Source organism: Ruegeria sp. G2, assembly GCF_056533505.1.
The window spans coordinates 339,501-362,724 of sequence record NZ_JBQFON010000004.1 but is presented as its reverse complement, the minus strand read 5'-3'; the positions used below and the strand labels follow the sequence as shown (position 1 = coordinate 362,724).

Annotated in this window: 18 protein-coding genes; 9 read left to right on the top strand and 9 right to left on the bottom strand. The window is 54.9% G+C overall.

The window, feature by feature from the left end:
• Positions 1-171 precede the first annotated feature (171 nt).
• A complete protein-coding gene (locus tag ACR0DU_RS10495; RefSeq protein ID WP_480874339.1) occupies positions 172-1,803 on the top strand; it encodes a hypothetical protein in 1,632 nt (543 codons plus the stop codon).
• 24 nt (positions 1,804-1,827) lie between these two features.
• Here ACR0DU_RS10495 and ACR0DU_RS10490 read toward each other — a convergent pair whose 3' ends face one another.
• Genes ACR0DU_RS10490 through ACR0DU_RS10475 form a run of 4 tightly spaced genes read right to left on the bottom strand, consistent with a single transcriptional unit; the run spans position 1,828 to position 5,739 of the window.
• Positions 1,828-2,565: an SDR family oxidoreductase gene (locus ACR0DU_RS10490; RefSeq protein WP_480874336.1), complete on the bottom strand. Its 738-nt coding sequence runs from the start codon at positions 2,563-2,565 to the stop codon at positions 1,828-1,830.
• Complete coding sequence (locus ACR0DU_RS10485) at positions 2,562-3,887, bottom strand: FAD-binding oxidoreductase (protein WP_480874333.1); 1,326 nt, start codon at positions 3,885-3,887, stop codon at positions 2,562-2,564. The genes ACR0DU_RS10490 and ACR0DU_RS10485 overlap by 4 nt, the downstream gene beginning before the upstream one ends.
• Positions 3,884-4,312: a GtrA family protein gene (locus ACR0DU_RS10480; RefSeq protein WP_010442223.1), complete on the bottom strand. Its 429-nt coding sequence runs from the start codon at positions 4,310-4,312 to the stop codon at positions 3,884-3,886. Before ACR0DU_RS10480 ends, ACR0DU_RS10485 begins: the two co-directional genes overlap by 4 nt.
• On the bottom strand, positions 4,309-5,739 hold the full coding sequence (locus ACR0DU_RS10475) for a UbiA family prenyltransferase (protein ID WP_480874330.1): 1,431 nt from the start codon (positions 5,737-5,739) through the stop codon (positions 4,309-4,311). The genes ACR0DU_RS10480 and ACR0DU_RS10475 overlap by 4 nt, the downstream gene beginning before the upstream one ends.
• Positions 5,740-6,068: 329 nt before the next feature.
• Here ACR0DU_RS10475 and ACR0DU_RS10470 point away from each other — a divergent pair, with 329 nt between their 5' ends.
• Entirely contained in the window at positions 6,069-7,016 is a 948-nt protein-coding gene (locus tag ACR0DU_RS10470) for a hypothetical protein (protein ID WP_480874327.1), read from the top strand.
• 121 nt (positions 7,017-7,137) lie between these two features.
• Here the strand turns inward: ACR0DU_RS10470 and ACR0DU_RS10465 are convergent, their stop codons facing one another.
• The 3 genes from ACR0DU_RS10465 to ACR0DU_RS10455 all read right to left on the bottom strand — a co-directional run bounded on the left by ACR0DU_RS10465 (position 7,138) and on the right by ACR0DU_RS10455 (position 10,460).
• A complete protein-coding gene (locus ACR0DU_RS10465) occupies positions 7,138-8,238 on the bottom strand; it encodes a hypothetical protein (RefSeq protein ID WP_029622046.1) in 1,101 nt (366 codons plus the stop codon).
• Positions 8,239-8,426: 188 nt separating this feature from the next.
• Positions 8,427-9,839, bottom strand: a complete 1,413-nt coding sequence (locus ACR0DU_RS10460) for a hypothetical protein (RefSeq protein ID WP_480874325.1) — start codon at positions 9,837-9,839, stop codon at positions 8,427-8,429.
• 21 nt (positions 9,840-9,860) lie between these two features.
• Positions 9,861-10,460: a polysaccharide biosynthesis/export family protein gene (locus tag ACR0DU_RS10455; protein ID WP_480874322.1), complete on the bottom strand. Its 600-nt coding sequence runs from the start codon at positions 10,458-10,460 to the stop codon at positions 9,861-9,863.
• 284 nt (positions 10,461-10,744) lie between these two features.
• On the opposite strand from ACR0DU_RS10455, the gene ACR0DU_RS10450 reads away from it, so the two are divergent.
• Complete coding sequence (locus ACR0DU_RS10450; RefSeq protein ID WP_010442217.1) at positions 10,745-10,957, top strand: hypothetical protein; 213 nt, start codon at positions 10,745-10,747, stop codon at positions 10,955-10,957.
• A gap of 19 nt (positions 10,958-10,976) precedes the next feature.
• On the opposite strand, the gene ACR0DU_RS10445 is transcribed toward ACR0DU_RS10450, so the two are convergent.
• A complete protein-coding gene (locus tag ACR0DU_RS10445; RefSeq protein ID WP_480874319.1) occupies positions 10,977-13,406 on the bottom strand; it encodes a tetratricopeptide repeat protein in 2,430 nt (809 codons plus the stop codon).
• 364 nt (positions 13,407-13,770) lie between these two features.
• Here ACR0DU_RS10445 and ACR0DU_RS10440 point away from each other — a divergent pair, with 364 nt between their 5' ends.
• The 5 genes from ACR0DU_RS10440 to ACR0DU_RS10420 are packed head-to-tail and all read left to right on the top strand — an operon-like array spanning position 13,771 to position 20,555.
• A complete protein-coding gene (locus ACR0DU_RS10440) occupies positions 13,771-14,775 on the top strand; it encodes an NAD-dependent epimerase/dehydratase family protein (protein WP_480874317.1) in 1,005 nt (334 codons plus the stop codon).
• Positions 14,772-16,013 (top strand): glycosyltransferase, encoded by a 1,242-nt coding sequence (locus ACR0DU_RS10435; RefSeq protein WP_480874315.1) that lies wholly within the window; start codon positions 14,772-14,774, stop codon positions 16,011-16,013. The genes ACR0DU_RS10440 and ACR0DU_RS10435 overlap by 4 nt, the downstream gene beginning before the upstream one ends.
• On the top strand, positions 16,003-16,992 hold the full coding sequence (locus ACR0DU_RS10430) for a glycosyltransferase family 2 protein (RefSeq protein ID WP_480874312.1): 990 nt from the start codon (positions 16,003-16,005) through the stop codon (positions 16,990-16,992). Before ACR0DU_RS10435 ends, ACR0DU_RS10430 begins: the two co-directional genes overlap by 11 nt.
• A gap of 20 nt (positions 16,993-17,012) precedes the next feature.
• Positions 17,013-19,121, top strand: coding sequence for an NAD-dependent epimerase/dehydratase family protein (locus ACR0DU_RS10425; RefSeq protein ID WP_480874309.1), 2,109 nt, complete (start codon positions 17,013-17,015; stop codon positions 19,119-19,121).
• 33 nt (positions 19,122-19,154) lie between these two features.
• The gene (locus ACR0DU_RS10420; protein ID WP_480874306.1) at positions 19,155-20,555 is read left to right on the top strand and encodes an oligosaccharide flippase family protein; all 1,401 of its coding nucleotides are present in this window, start codon (positions 19,155-19,157) and stop codon (positions 20,553-20,555) included.
• Positions 20,556-20,602: 47 nt separating this feature from the next.
• On the opposite strand, the gene galE is transcribed toward ACR0DU_RS10420, so the two are convergent.
• The gene (gene galE / locus ACR0DU_RS10415; protein WP_010442210.1) at positions 20,603-21,604 is read right to left on the bottom strand and encodes a UDP-glucose 4-epimerase GalE; all 1,002 of its coding nucleotides are present in this window, start codon (positions 21,602-21,604) and stop codon (positions 20,603-20,605) included.
• 350 nt (positions 21,605-21,954) lie between these two features.
• Between galE and ACR0DU_RS10410 the strand changes: the two genes are divergently transcribed.
• Positions 21,955-23,184 (top strand): glycosyltransferase family 4 protein, encoded by a 1,230-nt coding sequence (locus tag ACR0DU_RS10410; RefSeq protein ID WP_480874303.1) that lies wholly within the window; start codon positions 21,955-21,957, stop codon positions 23,182-23,184.
• Positions 23,185-23,224: the final 40 nt, after the last annotated feature.

Genomic DNA, 23,224 nt, shown 5'->3' with positions numbered 1-23,224 from the left:
CGTCTGGCTTTCAGCTATTCGCCGAGATCGCAGGATAGGTGTATCCAGCAAGTCGCTGACTTTGGCCGTTCCAAATATTTGCGACACATCCGTATGTGGATGCGCCCGTCTTGCCCCTCTGTCATAGTTTCGTTTACTCATTTCCATGTAGGCGAATTCAGAGAGACTGCCATGCAAAGGGATATTGGCCATCCCAACGGCCCGTTTGGTTTATTGATTTTAGCATTGGTTTTGGTTTTTGGGACTGTCCAAATCTATTTCTGGACTGATCGCAGCATCTGGATTGATGAAGTTTCGCAGTTGCTGAACTTCCCGCTGACCAATCTGGCCCAGGCCTTCGGCCCTTTGCCCGAGGCGCAGCAGGCGGGGCCGCCCGTATTCAACCTGCTGCTGCAAGCTATCTCTGGTCTGTCAATTCACGTGATGCGTCTGATCATCATCCTGCTGACGCTGTGCGTGATCTCGGCGGCAATGTTTGGCGCTTTTGGCAAGCGGGCTCTGCCGATGGCGGCGGGGTTGCTCGTGTTGCTGTCGCTCCCGTCTTTTTTGATCAATGGCTCGATGTTGAAATTCTATGCTTTCGATGCCGCCGGGTTCTCCATCTTTGCGGCCTGGATCTATGCGAAAGACCGGAGCGCGGGGCTGAATTTCCGCGACATTGCAGTTCTTCTGGCAGGCCTTTTTTTGGGTGTTTCCACCATTGTCGGGGCGTGCGTCGTGGTGGGCGTATTTCTGGTATTGCGGCTTCTCTGGCGTCAGCTTGAGGTCAAAGAGATCGCGCTGGTGGGCCTTCTGATTGTGCTGTCTTTGGCTTATTACCTTCAGATTGGTCATGCGACGAAAATCCAGATTACTGCGTTTCCCGATGCCTATGGGGGTCTGGGCATGGAGGCGTTGCAGCGGTTCGGCGACGCCACAATGGAGCTGTTTCGGATCAGAGGCGCGGCCATCTTGTTTGTGGTGTGCCTCGTCGCTCTGGCCGCGGTTGCGTTCACAAAAGGGGCAGAGCGATCGCAACTGTCAGGGCTGATATTGTTCATCAGCGCCATTCTGGTGGTCTTTCTAGGGCTTGCCGCAATCGGCAAATACCCGGCCGCCAGTTCGCGCCATCTGGTTTGGATGTTGGGAGTGTTTCCCGTATTGGCCGGGGCGGTTGTCGATTGCCTGCTCCGCTCGTTAAGCTATCGACGTTCAATTGCCATTGCAGGTTTGGCTGTATTGAGCTGCATATTTGCAGCGACCGGGCTGCGCGTGGTATCGAAATGGCCGCCGCAACTTGTCGAAGGATCCAGTGATCAGGTGATCGCAACTTTGGCTGATCTTCCGCCGTCGCAGGTATTGCATTATTTCGGAGCATTTCGCCTGATCCCATTGATGATCGAACGAGGCGCACCCATTTCCCATCACAGTTATGCGCCATCTCTGTCGACCCACAGTGTTGCGATTGATCCATCCTATTTTGATCCGGAATGGAACGAGATGGACGCCGATCTGTTTTCCGAACTGATCGAGGATATGCTGCACAATGATCCGGCGGGCTGGGCGAAAATGTACATCATGTTGCGTTTGCGCGGCGATTTTCGCCCGTTGGCACGATTTGTTCTGGATGCTGCGCCCCGCGATGGTAGTACGTTCTACATAAGCTCAATCCATGCGGTCTGGCCCGGAGACACGGGGCGGGCGACCCACGGGTTGCGGCAAGTGCTTGACGAAATGTCCTGCGATTATGAACCGGTGGGGGTTTTCATAACGCTGCTCAGTCCCGGTTATGTCCTGAAGGTCAAATGCCCGAAACTCCCTTAGTCCTGAAGGCAGTAGATGGCAATTTCATAGTTTCAGCTTCTTGAATACGTTCTCTGGAATGTTGCAGATGATCGTCATGATCAGCCACCAGATTGAACGGACATAAATCACGTTCTTCCCGCGCTCGGCAGCTGTGGCGATCTTCTCGGCGACCTCTATCGGTTGTGCCGTCAACCATTCAGGTAGGTCCATGTTTTCGGTCATCTGCGTGGCGACAAAACCAGGCAGAACCGTCACCACATGCACACCCTTCTTTGCCAACCGGTTCCTCAGACCTGACAGGAAGGCGGTAAATCCGGCTTTGGCCGAACCATAGACATAGTTTGTTGCGCGCCCACGCAGCCCGGCGACTGAACTGATGCCTACCAGAGTACCGGAACCACGCGTCTCAAACCGATTGGCGAGTTCAGCCAGAATGCCCGCGGGGCCTTCGTAATTCGAACGCATGACCAGGCTGGAGGCTGCTAAGTCCTGTTCGTTCTGCGATTGCTCACCCATGAACCCGACGGCGCAAACCGCGATCAATGGCAATTTCGGCAAACTGTCAACGAAACCTGCAAAACTGTCAGGCTGCAACGCATCGAACTCATGAAGTGTAACGTCGACTCTGTATCGTGTCGTGATGTCGGCGCGGTTGGGTTCCAAGGTTTCGACATTACGCGCCGCAAGCTGGATCGGATGGCCGAGGCTTGCGAATTTATGCGCCACCGCGAGGCCGATGTCCGAGCGCGCACCAAGGATGAGAACGGAATCTTTGCTCATATCGCTAGCCTTTCGGATTGGGAGGATTGAAAAGTTTCAGAGGCACCGCTGTCCTGACGTTGGGCTACAAACCGCGCCACGCGCGGATCGCTCTCGATCAGCGTCTGTGCGGTCATTCGGGCATCCTTAGCCAGATAAAAACGGCCCCCATGGGCAATGGTGATCCTGTCCAACTGCTCAAGCAGCCTTAGGTTTTTGGAAGTGGCAGGGAAGTCCAGCGCCAGTGTGTAGCCGAGCATCGGAAATGAAAACTTGCTGGACTGCTCACCAAACCGTTTCAGCACAGCCAGAAACGACCCGGCACCGGCTTCGGAAATCGCCTCGAGCAGAGCTTCGAGACCTGCTTTGGATGCATCGAGCGGCAATGCGCACTGAAATTGTAGAAAACCCCGGCGCCCATAAACCCGGTTCCAGTTCAAAATCGCATCCAGAGGATAAAAGTAGCTGTCCCAATCCACCAGATTGTCGCCAGCATTGCGCAGCCCGGCGCGGTAGTACAGCGCGTTGAACGCCTTTACTAAGGGGCCTGACATGGCAAAACCCGGAAAGTCGAAGGCTACACTCTTTTTTCGCTTAGGGCGTAGCGCGTATCGGTCATCGTTTTCCTGCGCGCCCAGCATGTCGCCTGAGGCGTGTTCGCCCAACATGACCAGAGATCGGCCCCGGTTCGCACCACCTTTGAGGCAATCGATCCAGGCGACCGAATACGGGCTGTCGTCGTAGGTTTCGAAGATCTCCATTGCCTCGGCGAGGTTTTTGGCCGGGATCGTGGTTTGCCTGATCCAGCCGGTCTCGACCGGTTGCAGGCGAATGGCTGCCCGCAGGATTATTCCGGTCAGTCCCATGCTGCCAGGGACCCAGTCAAATAGTTCCGGGTTTTGTGTGCGGGATGCCCGGTGCACCTGACCGGATTGATCTATCACATCCACCCATTCGAGGGCCGCCGACATCGAACCGTCACGATGATGGTTCTTGCCATGTACATCGGCCGCGATCATGCCTCCCAAGGTCACGAATTTGGTGCCCGGCGTGACCAGAGGGAACCAGCCGCGCGGCAGGAAAGAGGTGATGACATCCGCCAGCAATACACCAGACTCTGCAACCAGGATGCCGGTTTCCGCATCAAACGAGATCATGCGGTTGAAGTGACGCATATCGATTGTACCACGACGGCTGACGGCGCTGTCACCATAGGCACGCCCGTTTCCGCGCGCGATGACGCCGCCTTTGGCCTGGGCAGCGGTCAATTCTGCCTCGGAACGCGGCCGATCAACGACCGGAGCGTAGATGACCGGAAAGCGCCCCCATCCGCTGAGCATCATGTCGCACGCCCCAGCGACAGCATCGCGTCGGTGAACACGTAGCGCCGGTCCAGATTGTATTTTACCACATAGCCGATGGTCAGGCCGATCACGGCACCGATCTCCCGTGCAAGGTCGGTTTTCCAGATCAGCCAGCATGCTGTTTCGGAACCCCAGAAGATTACCGTCGTGACCAGCCCCATGATGGTGTAGAGCGTGAACTTCTTGCCATGCGCCGCAGCGCCCGAGGACAGGTCATAGAAGATCCAGCGTTTGTCCAAAAGGTACTTTATGACCAGTCCCACAAATGTACCTGCGCCCATGGCAATGACAAAGAGGCCCAAACCTTCGCCCCAGTGCAAAACCAGCCGTTGGGTCGTCAGGTTTGCAATCGTTGCGATGACTGCGAACACGCCGTAGCGCAGGACCAATCCCCCCAATGTCATAGCAGCGCACCCCAGATGGCGCAGAACAGAATGCCCAGAAAACACAGCTGACTGGTTCGGTCCTTGGCCGCAAACACGACCGGGTCGTCGTGCATGTGTCCGCGATGGGTAATCATGATGATGCGGGTAAGCCAATAGAGCAGGATCAGGCATACAACCCAAAGCGCCGTGGGGGATCGGTAAAGCTCCACAACGGATGGCGAGTTGATATAAAGCGCCATCACCAGCACCGATACATAACCTGACGAGATTGCCACCTGACTGATGAGCGGCAGATCATCGACCTGATATCCGCGACCAGCAGCTTCCATCGCACCACGCTTGGCGGTGTCTATCAGTTCGGCTTGACGTTTGACCGATGCCAGAGACAGGAAGAAAAACACCGAAAACGCCAAAAGCCAGACCGATAGGGGAATTTCTGTCGCATAGCCACCAGCGATGATACGCGTCGTGTACAATCCGGCCAGCACTATGATGTCGATCACGATCCGGCGTTTGATGTTCAGGGAATAAGCGGTGGTCGCAACGTAGTAAAAGATCATCGCCCCCAACAAGGCGAGATTGACACTGGCGGCGATGATGACGCCAAGCGCAAGCATGCCCATCGCCATCCAGGTGCCATGAGCGATCGGTATTGCGCCTGACGCAAAGGGCCGTTTGCATTTGCGTGGATGAGCCCGGTCGGCGGCCAGGTCCAGAAGGTCATTTGTGACGTAGGCGCTGGAGGCAACCATCGAAAAGGAGATGAATGCCATCAGAGCGGCCAAAAACGTGCCCCAATCGTACTGATGGGCCGCCAGCATCGGCAGAAAGACCAATATGTTCTTGAGCCACTGATGCGGGCGCATTGCCTTGATATACGGTTTGATGGTGTTGGGCCGGGTCTGAAGATGATCGACCTGAGCGTCCAGGCTGTCCACCGTGCTGCGCAACGAGGCAGATGTATTTACAGTGATTGCGCGTTCGGCTTGTGACCATACAGGAATATCGGCATGGGCGTCGCCCATATAAGCAAAACCGCCCTCAAAATGGTCCTTCAGAAATGATGCCTTTGCAGGGCCTTTCAGGTTGCGAACGCCGTCCGATCCGTAGACCTCATCGAAAATACCCAGATGGTCGAAGATGCCATTGGCAATCCTTTCGTCACTGGCCGTTACAAGTGCCGTCCGGCCACCTCGATTACGCCAGTTCTTAACATAAGATATGACCTCGGGGTCGTAGGGCAGCGTCGCCACATCCAATGGGCCGGATTGGGCAAGATCCCGTTTCAGCTTTGCCTTGCTTTGCATCAACGCGCCGACAGCCTGAATTGGCGTCTGCCAGTTTCTTCCCAATGCACTCCAAAAAGTCTCAAACAAAATGTCGGAGCGCAGCAGCGTTCCGTCCAGATCCACCACCAGAACTGGTAAAGGTGTTTCACTCGTCATATGAACAAATGGCCGAAGCCCCTCAAGCTATTAGTCAGATAACGCAAGTATATATATTTACTTGGCTATGGATATAATACGGCGGATGTATGTCTGGCGAGGCACTATTTCACACAGGCTCGTTCATTGTGCCCCCATTGCCCGTACTGATTTGAAATACGGGTTTTTCGGGATCGATCGGGGATTGCCCCTGTTTCATTGCCAAGAACAATATGCTGAATCGAGTAGAATAGTAGAGGGTCCGCGGAAGAATTTGTTTTGCAGGATGTACTTCGCATTTGCGCGATGTACTGTATTTCAATGAGATGAACCTATCGGGAGTTTATGCAGTGCGATTCTTGAGTGCAGTCGTTGTTTCGCTGGTCACCGTATCCTCGGTTCCGAGCTTTGCCCAAGCCGAGGCGCTACAGCGGAGGTCGACTGGTGCGTATATGAACAGTCTTTACGATCTGGTTCCCCCGATGATGAAGTTGTTGGTGGAAGCGAATGGCGAACAGTTTTTTGCGGCTCAGGGTAGCTATGACATTACGCCGCCTGTCGCTCCGCCGAATTGGAACCAGAACTGGATTCGATTTGGGGTTCCGTCGCCAGGGGTCACCCAGTCATGGCCGTCAGTTGAACGCGCAAACGTGACAGATGTTATCATCGTGACGGATAACTTTTCGGGCCCTCCTGTTTATGGCTCGCAAGGTGCTAATCCGAACCCGGCTGTCGCCGGGCCTATCCCCAGGCCCCCGGTCGAAGGCAAAGCCTTAACCTGGGGCGATGAGGTAACGGATATCATCGCGGCCCATGAAGAAAATGTGACGGATGAGCCGATCTATTGGATCTACGAAGGCTGGGCTGATGGCGGCAAAATATTGGACGATAGTACCGGTGCCGGATCAGACCGCGACTTTGCCCGTTGGCGTGAAAGAACGACATCACAATATGATTACACGGGTTGGTTCGACAATCTTCTGGAGCACGCCAAAAAAACTGAACCCAGTGTCGCATCGCGCATCAGGATGATCCCGGTCGCCCGCACAATGGTCTCGGTCATGGAAAATACGCCGGCTTCCGACATCAAAGCTGGCGAATGGTTTAAAGATGCCGCACCGCACGGCAATGACACGCTGCATCTGTTGGTCGCGATGATCGTATACTCGACCATGTTCGAGCAAAAAGCACCAAAACCGGATGTCTCGACAAAGAATATTCACAGCGTCTTCATGGACAACTATGAAGAAATCTCTGACCATGTGTTCGAGGCTGTGCAGCCCTACATACCGTCCTGACGTCATTACTGCGTTAGCCAGAACCGAAGGTGATCCCGCTTGAGGGTTCATCTTCGGTTGCCCATCTGACGCGAGAAGCGGGTTGTTAAGGGCAGGCTAGGGAAGATTATCCGGCGGTTGGTTAGAGAATGCCATTTACCGCTTTCCACGCCATGCCGCCCCAAATCACGTTGACGAAATGTGAGAAGCCCACAATCAGGAAGAAAATGAGCAATATGTTGAACAATACAGGCGGCAGCTCCCGGCCCGGTGTGTTTTTCGCGAAGCCGAGGCTTACGGCAATCAGCAATGTAAAGATCACAGCTGTTGTGTGGAAACTGACCCAACGGCCCCAATCCACTGCAACGAGATAAAGAGGCAGAAACAGGAATGCCGAGGCCACGTAGGCCTTGATGAACATGCGACCATCAATGAAATGCCTGCCGATGACGATGATCGGGATCGCAGTTATTGCGTACAAAAGTGCAAAGGACAGGACGAGGGGTGAGAAAAACATCCAGAACGTCGCTGTCAGGTATTCCTTAAGCGGAATCTCAAGTGCTTTGATTGCTCCGGAACAAATCTCAGCGTCGACGCCCGCTGCCAGTACCGGGCGGCAAACTGTCATGTAATCGGTCACCGTGTCGAAGCTGAATGCAATGACGACGGTGGCGACGCAGGAGCCTGCAAGGATAATCAGAAGAGCAGCGAGCTCTCGGCGGGAAATCGCGGATTTCGCAAACAGCAGGTAATAGCTGAAGGCAAAGAAGGGGGCGAAGAAAAGGTTGCCTTCGTGGCTTAGAACAGCAAAGCCGAATACGAATGCCGAAACGTAGATCAAAATCCTGCTGGGTGTCAGGCGGCTGGTGGCATACAGCAAAAGGGTAAATGCCAGAAAGGTGATCAGCTCCTTTCGCAAGCCGCCCTGATCGTCAAGTGACCAGAAACTGATGAAAAAGCCCGGCGACAAAATCAGAAGCCAAATGGTCGCGGGTGTATCGGATCTTCTGATTGATTGGGTGAGCAGACCCATCGCGGCCAACAGTAGGGAGATTTGCAGCAACACTACCAATAGCACAACGTCAATGGATAAGGTCTGAGAGACTCGTAGCAGTAATGAGCCCATTATTCCCCGACGCACGGTCGTATCGACGCTATTGATAAGCCAGTCACCCTGTTTCCAGGAGTTCCCACCCAGCAGAAAATCCTGGTACGCAAGCACCACGACATAGAGTGTGAACATCCATAAGAGAAATTTGGGAATGGAATAAATGTATCTTTGCAAGATCAACGGGTCCAGTTGAACATTAGCCAAAGCAGAGTTTCACCATGGCGGTAATGCAGAACATATGAATTACCAACTGCAGCCGATGACTATGGTGGATCCGAGTATCTGGCAAGCCCACCTATGCAGTTGACGGTGAAAGCTGATCACGGCCGCCAAGCGAATTCTCGACCAATCTGAAAAAACGCCAGAGGACTGGTAGCTCGGCCAAGGCCCTCTTCATCACGGACACTGTAGTTTAGACCGGCATTTATAATCCATTGAGACTCGAGCTCGTAGCTGTATACGGCATTCAAGTCTGTCCGTTCGACGCGAGGATCTACTTCAGTAGAATCTTGGAAAATCTGCGTTGCACCAAGCCCGAAACGTGAAGATGGGCCAAGGCCCCAGATATAGCCGACGTCAAGAATATATTCGTCGCGAAATACCTCGTCATCTGTGATGACGACATCCCTATCGAAGAAGATCCGAAGTTCGTTGTCGCCAAATTCATTACTGTATGTCAACGACCCGATTGGTTCTGTTTTTCCACCATCTGTATGCGCAACACCCAAGCTGGCCGAGAGTTCAGCGCCAAGCACTTCTAGGCTACGACCGACACGGAATGAATTAAGGCGTCCAGCCAGCGCCAACTCGCTTTCAGCATCGAAAAACACTGCGCCATTAGGCATATCATACTCGGCACCAAATCCTCCGATGAGGCCAGAGGCAGAGTCATCGCCGGAAATCAGTTCTCGCTCATCGATATCCACGTACCCTAACGCGAAGTCCAACCGCAACCGTTCGGTGACTTCCTGAGACAACCCAAAAACAATATCTTTGGTTTTCCGGTCAGTCTGATCCGGGTTATCTTCTTCGTATCGCTCTGCGCTGATATCAATCGCGGCAGTTGTGACCGGCGACAGGATAAAGCCAATGCCCGCACCGCCGCTAATTACATCAGTATCGAATAGATCCGGACTTGTCTGATCTACGTAGTCAAGATTCTGCGTGTCTATGCGGAAATAATAGTTGACCAAATCCTGACGCCCAAAGTCCATTTGGAAGGAAAAAAGTAACTCTCTGCGAGTCCCGTCGCCCGTTAAATCGCCAAAGTCGGAGGGTAAATCGACTACACCGTCTTCATCTATGAAGTCATTAAGTGACCGAAAAAGACCTATATCATAGCTTGAAAAGTCGAGGCCAAGGTCGAGACCAGCGTTGGCTCCGTCTCGAATGTAACCAAAGTCAAAGATGGAATCACCGATATCAACGTCGCTGCCTCGATCTGGCAGATCGCTAAACCGCAAAGCGGTAACAGCATCCAAGCTCAGGCTCTGTATGGGAGTTTCACTCGATAGCCCAAAGGATAGGATTGTCGAAGCAATTGATCCATTGCCCTGCTCGGGAACATCAAGTGTCAAATTGCGCCCTGTCTCAAAACGCTGGGCTATGCCAAGGGTCATTTGCGGCCCGCCGGGATCCAACTCAATGCCCTGAGCGATTGCGCGGTTACCTGTATTTACCGACATACAAACAGCACCACAAAGTGCTGTTTGTAAACCAAGCTTTAATTTCACTGCCCTGCCCCTTTTTAGGGGTTATTCGAACAAGCGCCGTTGTGGGATTACAATCACATCACCGTCGGTCAGCCTCGTCGATCCCCCTGTTCCTGTGCCGTCCAACATCGCATCATAGTCAAACTGGTAAACAGTTTCCTTACCTGCGCTGTCTGTACGACGTAGCATTATCCGTTTTGTGGCGGCGAATCTAGAAAATCCACCCATCTCACCGAAGAATTGCATAAGTGTTGTACCGCGCACTGGCGCATGACGCCCGGGCGAGCCTGCTTCTCCAATCACATATACATTGATCGTTTCGTCGGGAAGCGGCGGAATCGGTACGTTCAAAGCGCCCAGCGATACAAACACGTTGGGCGTAGAAGCGAAGTTGGGAGCAAGCAGTTCGGTCAGATCAGACCTGACCTGCTCAACTGTGCGGCCCCCGGCCCTGATGGTGCCCGCGAGCGGTACGTTTATCTGACCGTCAGGCGCCACAAGAATGTCGCGGTTGAGGCTCTCATCTTCAAGCACTTCGACGCGCAGCGTATCGCCTGACTGAATCCGATAGCCCTGCGCCAGCGCCGGCAGCGCCAGAACGCTGATCAATGCCGAAATAAGCAATGTGAAAATTGATCTCATGTCCAAACTCTTCCATCTCTGCATTGCAGTATCGCTCGGCGCTGCGCCGAATACACTCTATCCTGTTTCGGCGATATCTTGCCCAGCTTTCAAGTCAGTTTTCATGATTTCTTGCAGACTGTGACGTAGTTACCCTTTGTTAACCGGATCTTCCTAACCTGATCGGCGAATGACCGCTGCCTTCGTGCGCTGGACGAAGACATTATTGTGACACAATTGTATAATTTGCTGGCGTGGTGTCAGGACAACCGCGCGTAGGGACATCTCAGGGGATGAAGTGTGAGATGATAGTCGGATTGATCTTGCATGGATTGATGGCCGCGGGCGCATTGAGCGTCGGTGCGCTGGTTTCAGGCGCTTCATTGGGCACCGCGATCATGATCTATGCAGCAACAGGCGGTATTGTCGGCCTTATGCTGTGTGCCGTCCTCATTTGCCGCGCCCTGCTTGTCGAGGAAAATTGTGTCGAACACGTTTCGGTCCAACAGGTGAATTGACAGGCGGACCGCGCGACAGTCACCGGTTGACAGACAATTGCTGCAACAATTCCTGCGTTCTTTGTAACTGAGAGAAATCGTGCTGCGCCGAAAGCGCGAAAGCCCGGTTCAAGACTCTTTGTGCGTCTTCACCGCGTCCAGCAGCAACATAAGCTTCTCCCAGATGATATTGAACAGTCGGATTGTCGGGCAGTCCTTGCGCTGCTGCCTCAAGGTGAATTATCGCTTCATCCAATTCGCCCCTTAGAAATACAATCCAGCCATAGGTATTGCGAAAGGCAGGTACGTCTGAACGTTGAAACCGGCGGGCGACGACAAAGGCGCGCGACAGGCTTTCGGCATCATCGCGATGGATGCTGATCAGACTGGCCAGATTGTTGGCAAATACCTCTACGTCAGAGTTATTTGTGTAAAGCGCATCATAAGCTGCAATCGCTCCGTCGAAATCATTCTGACGTTGAAGCTGCTCTGCCCGCAGGGCGCGCGGCAACACTGCATCTGGATTGGCGTCTGACGCGACATTGAGCAGTGCCGTTAGCTCTGCCTCGCGCCCTTGTCGGGTCAGCATCCGGGCCATTTGGCGTACGGCTCGAAGATTTTCCGGGTCTTCTGTAAGCAACACGCGATAGATCGCTTCGGCTTCGTCATCCTGGCCTTCGGCCTCGTAAATCCCGGCGCGCAAATAGCGCAATACCGGATCGCCGGGCGTGTCCTGCAACCTGTTTTCAAGCACATCAACAGCCGTATTGATTTTGCCGTTCTGTACCATGGTGCCGATCAAGTTTGTCAGTGCATTAAGGTCCGCCGGCTCTGCGGCGCTCAGGTCGCTCAGGAATCTGATAGCGTCTTCGGTTCGGTTCTGTTGAACCAATACTGCTGCTTCGATCCGATCGGCGGCTGTCAGTGCAGAGGGATCATCTTGTGCCCGCAGGCGCCAGATCAGTCTCTTCACCCGAATCCAATTCTTTTGCCGCAGCTGAATCTCAGCCATTGCGGTCAGCAATTCGACATTGCCGGGCGTGACACCAAGCGCATCCGCCAGAACGGTTTCAGCAACATCAAGCCTGTCATCCGACAGCAGGAACGCAGCATAGCGCAAAGACTCGTCCAGAGCGCGACCTGAGGCCTCAACCGCTAGCGCATAGCGCTCACCGGCCAGCTCTCGCGCTCCGGTGCGCTCATGTGCCTGACCCATCAGAATCAGAATGTTGGGATCGCGCGGTGCTCCGGCCTGGGCGGTGCGCAGCGTCAGAATGGCCTCCTCGGGGCGATCCTCGCGAATTTGCCAGGTGGCGTGCATTTTCAGCGCTTCCGTATGACCCGGAGCTTCCGCCAAAACCTCGCTGATCAGCGCCTCGGCGGCAGGTACATCCCCGCCGCTGATCAACATGCGCGCCAGATTGATCTTAAGGTTTGCTGTCTCTTCCGTGGCCTGAGCGTCCGCCAGCAGTTCGTGCATCATTTCGATGGCGGCTGCGGTCTGGCCTGCCTCGTAGTTCAGGGCCGCCAATGTGGCCTGATAGCTTTTGTTTTCGGGCTGCGCGGAAATCAGGCTGTTCAGTTCCGAGCGCGCAGCTTCCTCACCTTGGGTGCGTTTCAAGAAATCGACCACTTGCAGGTGATCGTCCACGCCTGCGTTTGGTGCATTTGCGAGCTGACGCAAAAACGCTTCGCCGCCGGCGACGTCCTTTTGCTCCATATGCCATACCAATCGCATGTTGCGCGCCAATCGCTGGTTGGGAAAGCGGTCCGTCAATCCCCGCAATGCCTCACCTATTGCCGCCATGTCCTGTTGGTCGGACAGGATACGCAAACGGGCCAGATGGAATTCATACTCATCAGGAAGATGCGTCAACGCTGTATCGATCCGGCGCAGGGCCAGATTTGGCTTCCCGGTCGTTACCGCATGATCGATGATCAATCGTTGGGCCAGACGATCGGTGGGATGATTCACCAGCCTGTTCTGGGCGACTTGCAATGGTGTGTCCAGCGCAGCAATGTCATCGGCCTCGATCCCCTCGCGATAGTCCAGTACCGCGTTCAGAAAGCGGACTTCAGCATTCTCCGCAGCCAGATCGCGCGCAGCACGACCATGGCGCAAAGCATCTTCCCATCGGTTCTGGTCCAATGACATTCTGGTCACAATGAGTCTGGCGTCCAGCCGGGTCGGCTCCTGCTCGACCACGCGCAGATATTGGTTCAGCGCTTCGCCGCTCTCACCTTGCTGTGCCAGTGTCTGCGCAAGTAGGAGACGCCCCTGCGTATGAGAGCTGTCGAGCTTCAGTATATTGCGCAACTCAAGCAGCGCCCGTTCCGGGTCGCCTGCATCCAGAAGCTGAAGCGCCGAATTGTAATGCCGTTCGGCCCGTTCTTCTGAGGACTCGCATCCAGCCAGAAAAAGGGCCGTGCAAAGCGCGATGAGGGGCGGATGAAACAGATGTCTGAACATTGTTATTCGGGTTGAGAATTCGATCAATGCGATACTGCCCAATAGCAGATGATGTTTCCAGCGCTTTGGTTGCGCTTAATGTTCGCGTAAATTCACAGCTTGGTGCTTTTTGATGTTGAGCGCGTGAGGTTAGTCCTCCGTCACTCCATAACTGCGGCGTGGATTTTTCCCTTTCCGGACAAAAAAACGGGAGCCCCCATTCGTATTTATCACCACTTACTTTATAAAACCCTCGAAATTGACAAAATCCCGGTTTACGCATGGGGTTGATTTGGTTTCTTTGTTGTCAGGTTTGTTAGTGTTGTGCGGTTAAGAATTCGTTTGAAAATCAAGTACCATAGGACGCCCGGATTGTGTTAACGTCATGGCTGGGTTGAAGATATTGATCACTGGCGCCAGCGGGTTCATCGGACGCTACGCAGTCGATGCGGCGCGGGGTGGAGGTCACGAGGTGGTGGCGCTGGTGCGCTCCGAAGCGGCTGTGCCTGCCGCGTGGGCTGATGATTCCGGTATTTCCGTAGTTGCGGTTGATTTGACGGAGCCGGATGCAAATAACAGACTGGCGAAACGATTGGCTGATGTGGATGCGATTATTCACGCTGCGGCAATAATGAGCGGTGTACCCGATCGTCAGATTCGCGATACACAGGCGGCAACTGAAACCGTCCTTGATGCTATTCAGATCTGCTCGTCTGCGCCTCGGTTGGTACTGGTCAGTTCTCTGTCCGTCTATGATGGCTGTGCGGTGACAGCCGGTGCATTGCTGACCGAGGATTGCCCGCTCGAACCCTCGCCTCAGATGCGCGATGCCTATTGTCAGGCCAAACTTATGCAGGAGCGGCAATCCCGCGCCGCTGCCGAAGCTCAGGGATTCGATCTCTGGATCATGCGGCCCGGGGCGGTGTTCGGACCGAACCGTTTGTGGAATGCGCATTTAGGGCATCCCGTCGGGCCGCTGCTGATTGCGATGGAGAGTGCCGGGGAGGTCCCGGTCAGCTATGTTGTACATACGGCGCAGGCGCTTGTGCAGGCTGCACAGACTTCGGCCAATGGGATCGAAGCGATCAACGTTTTCGATGATGACCGTCCGGATCGCGCCACCTATGTCGCAGAGTTGCGCCAGTCCGGGTGGCCACGCGTGGTTATTCCAGTCAACTGGCGTTTGTTCAGCTTCATCGGTGCCGTCTTGAGCAAGATACCGGGTTTGGATGACAAGTTACCGGGTCTGTTGCGCCCGGCCACGTTACAGGCCCGGATGAAACCTCTGCGCTTTGACACCACCCGTCTTCATGCGCGGCTGGATATCCCACCGCAACTGTCCTTTTCCGAAGTTATGCATCAGGCCCAAATCGAAGGTCATTCGACATGAGCCAATCAGCACCAATTGCGTATCTGACTGGGGAATACCCCCGCGCGACAGATACTTTCATCCAGCGCGAAATTTTCGCCCTGCGTGCGCAGGGGGTTGAAGTCGAAACGTGTTCGATCCGCAAGACGGGCATCGAGCATCATGTGGGCCCCGAACAACAACAGGAATATCAGAATACATTCTATGTGATCGCGGCAGCGAAATCCCCGTTGCACCTGATCCAATGCCACCTGAAGGCACTGATGCGGGCGCCAGGTCGATACTTCTCGGCCCTTGGTCTGGCGCTGAAGACCCGTCCGGCCGGGTTGAAGGGATTGGTGTATCAACTGTTCTACTTTGCAGAGGCGGCGGTGCTGGCCGAGCATCTTCGCAAGCGTAAGGTACGCCATCTTCACAATCATATCGCTACGGCCACCTGCACGGTTGCAATGCTGACCAGCCGGATCAGTGGTATATCTTTCAGTTTCACAATCCACGGGCCGGATATCTTTTTTGAACCCAAACACTGGCGCATCGATACCAAGATCTCTGAGGCCCGGTTTGTGGCCTGTATCAGCGATTTCTGCCGCAGCCAGTGCATGATCTTTTCGGACCCCCAGCATTGGAAGAAGCTCAATATCATTCATTGCGGTATCGATCCCGAGAAGTATCAAGCGACCAGCACCGCCGATCCTGACAGGCCTCATCTAGTTTTTGTCGGTCGGTTGGCAGGGGTAAAGGGCGTGCCAATCCTGCTTGAGGCGCTGTCGCGGCTTGAACAAGACGTGCCAGGACTGCATGCGACATTGATCGGGGATGGGCCAGAGCGCGCAGATCTTGAAGATCAGGCGAAGCGCTTGAAACTTGATGGGGTGGTGCATTTCGCCGGATACAAATCGCAAAGTGAGGTGGCAGAGATTTTGACCGGGGCCGATACGTTGGTCCTGCCCAGTTTTGCCGAAGGTGTCCCGGTGACGCTGATGGAGGCGATGGCCAGTGGTCTGCCTGTGCTGACCACCCGTGTCGGCGGCATTTCGGAACTGGTCGAGGATGGCGTCAGCGGCTATCTGGTGCCGCCCGGCAATGTCGATGCATTGACCGAACGCCTGCGTGATTTGCTGAACGATCCCGAATTGCGCGCCCGCATGGGTCAGGCGGGCCGGACCAAGGTGACCGCCGAGTTCAACCAGAAAACTGAAGCGATGCGTTTGGCGCAGCTCGTCCAACCTGAAAGTCAGGGGGTGCGGAATGCCGAATGATACCCTGATCCCGGCAATCGGTCTGGTCCTGATCGGTCGAAATGAAGGTGAACGTCTGGTTCGTTGCCTGGCTTCGGTTCCCGATGAAGTATCTGCGGTGGTTTATGTAGATTCGAACTCTTCCGATGACAGTGTGCAGCAGGCCCGTAATGCTGGGGCACATGTAGTTGAGCTGGACCTGTCCCGCCCGTTCACTGCAGCGCGGGCACGCAACGCCGGATATGCTGCATTAAAGGCGATGGGTGTGCCACTGGACTTTGTTCAGTTTGTTGATGGCGATTGCGCCATCGTTGATGGCTGGGTCGCTGCCGCGTCTGAGGCGCTGGTCGCCGATCCCGGGCTTGGCATCGTGACAGGTTGGAGAGCTGAGATTCACCCCGATACAAGCGTCTACAATGCGCTTTGCGATTTCGAATGGCACCGCCCGGCGGGTTCGATCCTAACCTGCGGCGGCGACATGATGGTGCGGGTTCCGGCCTTTGACGGGGTCGGCGGCTTTGATGGCACCGTCATCGCGGCCGAGGATGACGAATTCTGCGTGCGCATTCGCAAAGCGGGATGGAAAATCGAACGCTTGCCCCTGGACATGACCCGTCACGACGCTGCCATGATGCGTTTTTCTCAATGGTGGAAGCGGGCCGTTCGCACGGGGCATGGATTTGCCCAGGTTGGCGATCTGCATGCCGACTATTTCACGCGAGAGCGCAAAAGGGCCTGGTTCTATGGTGCGGTCTTGCCAGCCGTCGCGGCAATCGGGCTGTTCGTGTCGGTCTGGATCGTTCTGGCAGTTCTGGGCATCTATGTGCTGTCGTACCTGCGGACCACACAGGGCCTTATGCAGGAAGGCTTGCCTCGTCCATCAGCTATGCGACAAGCGGTTTTGCTGTCCTTGTCCAAACTTCCCAACGTTGTTGGTATGCTGACATACCTGTGGCGCCGAAAGCGGGCGGCGCCGATGAAGATCATCGAATATAAATAGTCATTTGAGTTGAAAAGTATATGTCTCAGAACCCAATTCGCGTCGGCCTGATCGGAGCCGGATATATCGCAACCTGGCACGCAAACGCGCTGCGGGCCAGCAAAGGCGTTGACCTGACCGCAATCTGCGATGTGTCGCCCGCTGCGGCGTCGGATTTCGCGGGGACTTATGGAATTCAGTCCTTTACCTTAATCGAGGAAATGGCGACGGCCAATATCTGCGACGCGGTCCATATCTTGACCCCGCCGCATATCCATGCCGATCTGGCACAGCGCTGCCTTCGGGCGGGTTTCCATGTGATGGTGGAGAAACCCTTTGCGTTGTCGCATGCCGATTGCAGCGCAGTCACCGCTGCTGCAGAAGAGGCCGGTCGGCAGGTTGCCGTCTGCCACAACTTCCTGGGTGTCCCGTCATATAAGCGGCTGAAACAAGCCTGCCGGTCTGGCGCGTTGGGCAGAATCAACAGCGCCGAGTTCAACTGGCGCTTTCCCCTGGTGCCTCTGCGATCCGGTCCCTATGGCCTGTGGATGTTGCAAGAGGCACGCAATCTGCTTTTCGAACTGGGGCCGCATCTGTATGCCTTTGCCGTAGATCTGTTTGGTGAGCTCAGCGATTTCAGACTGGAAGCAGGTAAGCCCGTCACTCTGCAAGGGGGGCAGGTCCGCCCGCAAAGCTGGCAGATCCGGGCGCGGGCCGGCCATGTCGATCTGACGTTCAATCTCGAATTAGTTGAAACAATGGATGACCGGTCGGTTGTGGTGCATGGATCCTCGGCAATGGCGCGGCTGGATTATGCTGCAGACACGCTGACGATCCGATGCGAGAACACATCCGACATCGTCATAAACCCATTCCGTCAACAGATGGGGCTGGCGGGTCAGCATCTGCGCGAGGGCGTGGTCAACGGAGTGAGACAACTGACATCGTTGAACCGCAAATCCCCCTATGCGCTGAGCTTTCTGGGGGCGTTTGGTGCGTTTTACGATGCGATCCGCACTAACAACCCGGTGGACGACCGTTTTTCGGCCGCTGCTGCCGGGGCCGTCATCGGAGCCATTGAACAAACCGCCGAATTGATACCGGATGAATTCACTGCGAAGCCTGCCCCGGTCGTGCCTGCTGCAACTTTGAAGCCTACGGTTATGGTGATCGGGGGCACTGGTTTCATCGGTCGCCATCTGACACGCGCTTTGGTCAAAAGCGGACGTCGGGTGCGGGTCCTCAGTCGTGGGCGGCATGGACCTTTCGCCGACATTGCTGATCAGGTTGAAACTGTTGCTGTTTCGTTGCGGGACAAAGAGGCGCTGACCGCTGCCATGGAAGGGATTGACGTCGTCTATAACCTGGCCAAATCCATGGACAGTACCTGGGAAGGGTGCCTTGAAAACGACGTCGGTGTGGCTGTGCGCGTGGCGGAGGCAGCGCAAGAGGCCGGGGTCAAGCGGTTGATCTACACCGGAACCATCGCCTCATATGACATGTCCGATCCAGCGCGCACGATCACAGAAGACACCGGATTTGGCGAGGATATGAGCGACCGCAACCTCTATGCCCGCTCAAAGGCGGAATGCGAGAAGCGACTGCTTGAAATGCACCGGAATCAGGACCTGCCTCTGGTAATTGCGCGGCCCGGCATTGTCATCGGTGAGGGCGGGCCGCTTCAACATTGGGGCATCGGGCGCTGGCATGGGGCCGGGGCGGTGCGGATCTGGGGGGATGGGCACAACATCCTACCGTTTGTCCTGATCGAAGATATCTCGGATGCTCTGATCGCAATGATCGACAATGACGCTGCCGTGGGGCAGTCATTTAATCTGATTGGTGAGCCGATGATGAGCGCGCGGGATTATTTTGACGCGATACATGAGGCTTTGGACGCGCGGATCGAGGTCAAAAAAGGCGCTTTCTGGACCTTCTACCTGTCGGGCAGCATCAAATACCTGCTCAAACGCTACGTCGTCGGGCTGCGTGATCTGAAGAACCAGTCCTATAGCGATTGGAAATCCCGGGGCCATCTGTCCCCCTTCAGCAATGCCCGCACCAAAGAGGTTCTGGGTTGGAAGCCCGAAGCGGATCGGGATGAATTTATCCGCAAGGGCATCACCCAGGCCAATCTGTTCGGCTTTTAGGATGTGGTGGAGTCAGACCATGGCTGAACCGGCATGAAGTTCATAAGCCAGCGCATATCCGGGCTGATGTCCGACCGCGACAGTCTGCGGCGCAAGATCATGGCGTCGGCCGCGTTATCGACAATGGTCTTCGTGATGCAGGTAATGGCGCGGATCGTCTCAACCATCGTGCTGACCCGCATACTGACGCCCGAGATATTCGGGGTCTTCGCCGTCGTCATGACCTTCATCTTCGTGCTCGAGATGTTTTCCGATCTGGGCGTGCGCTCGCTGATCCTGACCCGCGAGGGCGAATTGGATGATGGGTTTCTGCGCTCCTGCTGGACGGCGCAGATATTGCGCGGAGTTCTGATCCTGCTGGTCTGTATCCTGCTGGCGTTTGGCATATCGTGGGGGCAGGGGGCAGAGTGGTTCGATCCAAAGTCAAGCTATGGTGACCCGACGCTTCCATTTGCAATCGCCGCAATCGGTGGGTTTTCTATCATCAGCGGCTTCGCGTCACCAGCCAAGTTTGTCTATGAACGCGAAATGAAGTTCCGTCAGGTCAGCAAAGAGACGCTGATCAGAGTGGTTCTGACAACGGTCATAACTATAGGTCTGGCCTTCTGGCTGCGTAATATCTGGGCGCTGGTTCTGGGTAATCTCGCAGGCGCAGTTATCATGGTTACGCTTAGCTATGCGATGTTTATCGGTCCAGCGATGCGGCTGAGTTGGAGCGTTGATGATTTCCGGGTGATCATCGAGCGCGGCAAATGGATCATCGGTCATTCGGCTTTGTCCGCCGTCACCGTAATGGCTGACCGCTTTGTTTTAGGCTTTGCGATGTCGGCAAGCTCGTTTGGATTCTATTATATCGCCCGTCAGATCGTGGATATTGTCGAGACGTTTTTGAACACGGTACACGCTCAGATGGGACTTCAGGTGTTCACTGAATTGCACAAAGACGGCGAAGAGGCATCTTTGCGCCGCCGCTATTATCGATACCGCATCCTGTTTGACAGTCTGGCGATGTTCGGAGCCGGTACGCTAATGACTTTCGCCCCAACATTGGTAGGTATTATCTACGATGACCGATACGCGGACGTCGCGGGCATGATCCAGATCCTGTCTGTGGGTCTGATCCTGATTGGCCCGCGCCTGTTGCGCGAGGCCTATAGCGCGCAACGCCGGTTCCGCGAGATGACGGTTCTCAGCCTGGTAAGCGCTGCAACGATCTGGGTCGGACTGTTCATCGCGATATGGGGTTTCGGGTCAACGACCCTTGCGCTATTCGTTGTCGCATTGCATCGCATACCCGAGGTCACCGCGCTCTTGGTGATGGGGCGTCGGGAAGGCTGGGTATCACTGCTGCATGAGGTCCGGTTGATGCCGCTTGTGCTGGTCGGAGCAGCAGTGGGCTGGGGAATGGCTGAACTTTGGGCCGCAGCAACATGATTTCGAGGAAGTGCATGGATGATGGTTCCAAGCACTCAGAGCATTCTTCACTTATCCCCTGAAAACTTCCAATTGCTTTCACACATGTCCCTGAGGCCGTGCTTCGCCTCAAATCCAAGGACTTCGCTTGCCCTGTCTGTCGCTGCATAAGAAACCGGCGGGTCGCCAGGGCGACGATCCACAATGCGATTGGGTATCTCGCGATTGATCACCTCCGAATAGGTGTTCAGAACTTCACGGACCGAGTTACCTCGCCCGGTGCCAAGATTGACGAGATGGCTTTCTTTCTGGTTCAGAAGTGCATCGAGACTCAGTACATGACCCCGAGCCAGATCAAGGACGTGGATATAATCACGGATGCAGGTTCCATCGGGGGTATCGTAATCGCCACCGAAGATGGAAAGCGCCTCGATTTCGCCGCGCGCGACGCGGGCAATCACCGGAACGAGATTGCCGGGCGGCTGAGAGGGATCTTCCCCGATCAGCCCGGATGGGTGAGCCCCGACAGGATTGAAATAGCGCAGTATGCCGGTTTTGACATCGGGATGCGCCTTGGTGACGCGCGCCAAAAATTCCTCTCCGAATAGCTTTGTGGAGCCATAGCAACTGTCCGGTAGGCAGGGGCTGGTTTCGGTTAAGGGCATTTGCGAAGCGCTGCCGTAAACTGCGGCCGATGACGAAAAGACGATATTTTTAACGCCACTTGCCTGCATTGCGTCGACGATGTTGATCAAGCCTGTGCAATTGGAATTGTAATAGCCGATGGGATCGGCTTCGCTGTCAGGGACGGATTTCAATGCAGCAAAGTGCACAACGGCATCAAAGTCGTTGGTGGCAAATGCGGATTTGATGGCGTCCTGGTCGCGAATGTCTGCCTCGATGACCGGTACAGCTTTTCCTGTGATTTGGGACAGCCGGTCAGGCACATCATGGCGCGCGTTTTCGAAATTGTCCAAAATGGTGACCGCGTAACCGGCATCCACAAGGGCTGCATAGGTATGCGAGCCGATAAATCCGGCGCCGCCGGTGAGAAGAATGTGCTTTGTCATGATTCACCTTTTTGCGGGATCGACCTGAGAGGGCAAGCCATCGTGATTTCCCGAGCCAACCTTTGCAACAATAACTCGTACCCTATTTGATTGTCCCCTGTGTTGGGGCGCCTCTTTCGAGGTCAAAATTGCCGCATATCACTGCAACTAAAGCTAGAATCCAGCGTGGATACTGTGCCACAGACAATGACAACTGCAACTGGAATCTAGCATGGACAGAGAGTCCCTGCTACGAGTCATTTACGTGCACAACCCGCGCCGTCCGGTGGCAGTTGTTCCATCTTTAAGAGATTTTGATTTAGGCCCCAAGAAGGAGATGGGCAGAGAACCGTTTGCTCAGATTTTTGGACATGAATGAAAGAACCGACCAGCCGATGAAGATCGCGATTTACGTCTCATCTTGGCCGCCCGGACGCGTCGCGTCCGGAATTGTAACATACACGTCGCAGCTTGTGTCCTCGCTGCGGGCATTTGGACATGAAGTTTATATTCTGACGCCTGACGCTGGAGAGAAGGATCCGTATACGATTGACCTCGGTGACGTTCAGGTTCCTTTTCTTTCAAGGATTTGGCACAAAATACAGTCGAAGCTGACGGCGCGCCCCTACGACGCGTTGCGGCATTCGGCCAAGATCGCAATGGCCATTCGCAAGCTGGTGGCCGAAAAAGGGATCGAGGTTTTCGAGATCGAGGAATCCTTCGGAATGGGTGCCGAGGTTGCGATGATGAATATCGTCCCCGTTTCAGTGCGTTTGCACGGCCCATTCGTCCTGACCGGTGGTTTCAAGGACGCAACATCCGCGCAGTCCATCAATGACGGGCGTTCGAAATATGAAGGGCTGGCCATCAAAGCAGCGCATTATGTGACGGCCAACTGTAACGACACGCTGGATACAATTCGCAAACACTATGATCTTGGGATTGAGAGCAGTACCATTATTCCAACTCCAATTGTTTCGTCGCCAGAAACTGAGACCTGGCAAGTTGACCGGTGTGACAAGAACAAGATGTTTTTCGTCGGGCGTTTCGACAGCATCAAGGGCGGGGATCTGGTACTGCGGACCTTTGCGCGGCTTGCCGAGGCGAACCCAGATCTGACCTTGACCTTCATCGGCCCGGATCAAGGTATCCAAACCGAGAATGGCACAGTCTATTTTGAGGAGTTCTTCGAGCAGAATTTCCCACCGAAGTTGCGTGATCGTGTCGACTACCGGGGACAGATGACTCATTCCGAGCTGATGAGTCTGAGAACAAGCCACTACCTGACTCTGATTGCGGCCCAGTACGATACGATGGGATATATGTTGCTGGAACCGATGTCTCTGGGCTGTCCGCTGGTCACAACGGCGGTGGGTGGCATTCCCGAAGTCATCGAAGACGAGCGAAATGGCCTTTTAATCCCCAGTCAGGACCTAGAGGCAATGGTTGCGGCCTGTCAGCGCCTGTTGGACGATCCGGACCTTGCCGCGCGGCTTGGGCGACAGGCTTGGGCAGATTGCAGCGAGCTTTACAGCCCCGATGCAGTCGCGACCAAAACCGTTGAAGGATACAAGGCCGCGATCCGTGCCTTTAAAGGCTGACGCAGATATTAACCCGTACAGACGTTATCATTTGAATGTA